The organism is Streptomyces mutabilis (genome assembly GCF_014649815.1).
In the GTDB taxonomy this organism is placed as follows: Bacteria; Actinomycetota; Actinomycetes; order Streptomycetales; family Streptomycetaceae; genus Streptomyces; species Streptomyces mutabilis.
This window is the reverse complement of record NZ_BMTT01000089.1, coordinates 1-1,116: the sequence shown is the minus strand read 5'-3', so window position 1 is coordinate 1,116 and position 1,116 is coordinate 1. Positions and strand designations below refer to the sequence as shown.

General features: G+C 77.1%; 1 protein-coding gene. It reads left to right on the top strand.

The genetic code is table 11. The features are described from left to right. Positions 1 to 1,116, top strand: a 1,116-nt coding sequence (locus tag IE142_RS34755) for a beta-ketoacyl reductase (RefSeq protein ID WP_191889403.1), incomplete at both ends; no start/stop codon positions are given.

Below are 1,116 nucleotides of genomic sequence, written 5' to 3'. Positions count from 1 at the left end.
TGTATCGGGTGGAGTGGTCGGTGCCGGTGCCGTCGGTGGATGCGGGTGGGGTGCGGTTCGTGGAGTTGGTGGGAGGTGAGGATGTGGTGGCGTCGGCGCATGCGCTGGCGGCGCGGGCGTTGGAGGTGGTGCAGGGGCCGGATGCGCGGGTGGTGTTCGTGACCCGGGGTGTGGTCAGTGGGGCGGATCCGGCGGCGGCGGTGGTGTGGGGGCTGGTGCGGTCGGCGCAGACGGAGTTCCCGGGCCGGTTCCATCTGGTGGATGTGGAGGGCGGCGGGGCGCCGGTGGTCACGGACGAGCCCCAGGTGGTGGTGCGCGGGGGTGCGGCGTTCGGGGCGCGGCTGGTGCGGGCCCAGGCGGAGGCGGTGACGCCCCGGGCGTGGGACGGTGACGGGACGGTGGTGGTCACTGGCGGGGTGGGCGGTCTGGGGGCGCTGGTGGCGCGGCATGTGGTGGCCGCGCACGGGGTGCGCCGGCTGCTGCTGCTGGGCCGGCGGGGTCCGGCGGCCGAGGGCGCGGCGGAGCTGGTGGCGGAGCTGGCCGGGCTGGGGGCGGCGGCCGAGGTGGTGGCGTGTGATGTGGCGGACCGGGCGGCGCTGGCGGCGGTGCTGGCCGGCCGGTCGGTGTCGGGGGTGGTGCATGCGGCGGGGGTGCTGGACGACGGGGTGCTGGAGTCGATGACGCCGGAGCGGCTGGAGCGGGTGCTGCGGCCGAAGGTGGATGCGGCGTGGCATCTGCACGAGCTGGTCGGCGATGTGGATCGGTTCGTGATGTTCTCGTCGGTGGCGGGGGTGCTGGGCGCGGCCGGGCAGGCCAACTATGCGGCGGGCAATGCGTTCCTGGATGCGCTGGCCGTGCACCGCCGGGCGCGGGGCTGGCCGGGGGTGTCGCTGGCCTGGGGGCCGTGGGAGCCGGGCGCGGGCATGACCGGGGAGCTGGCCGGGGCGGATCTGGCGCGGATGCGGCGGGCGGGCGTGCTGCCGCTGACCGCCGCCGAGGGCCTGGCCCTGTTCGATGCCGCGGACGAGGCGGCGGTGGTGCCGGTCCGGCTGGACCTGCCCGGCCTGCGGGCTGCGGGCGGGACACCGGCCCTCCTGCACCACCTCGTCCGCACCC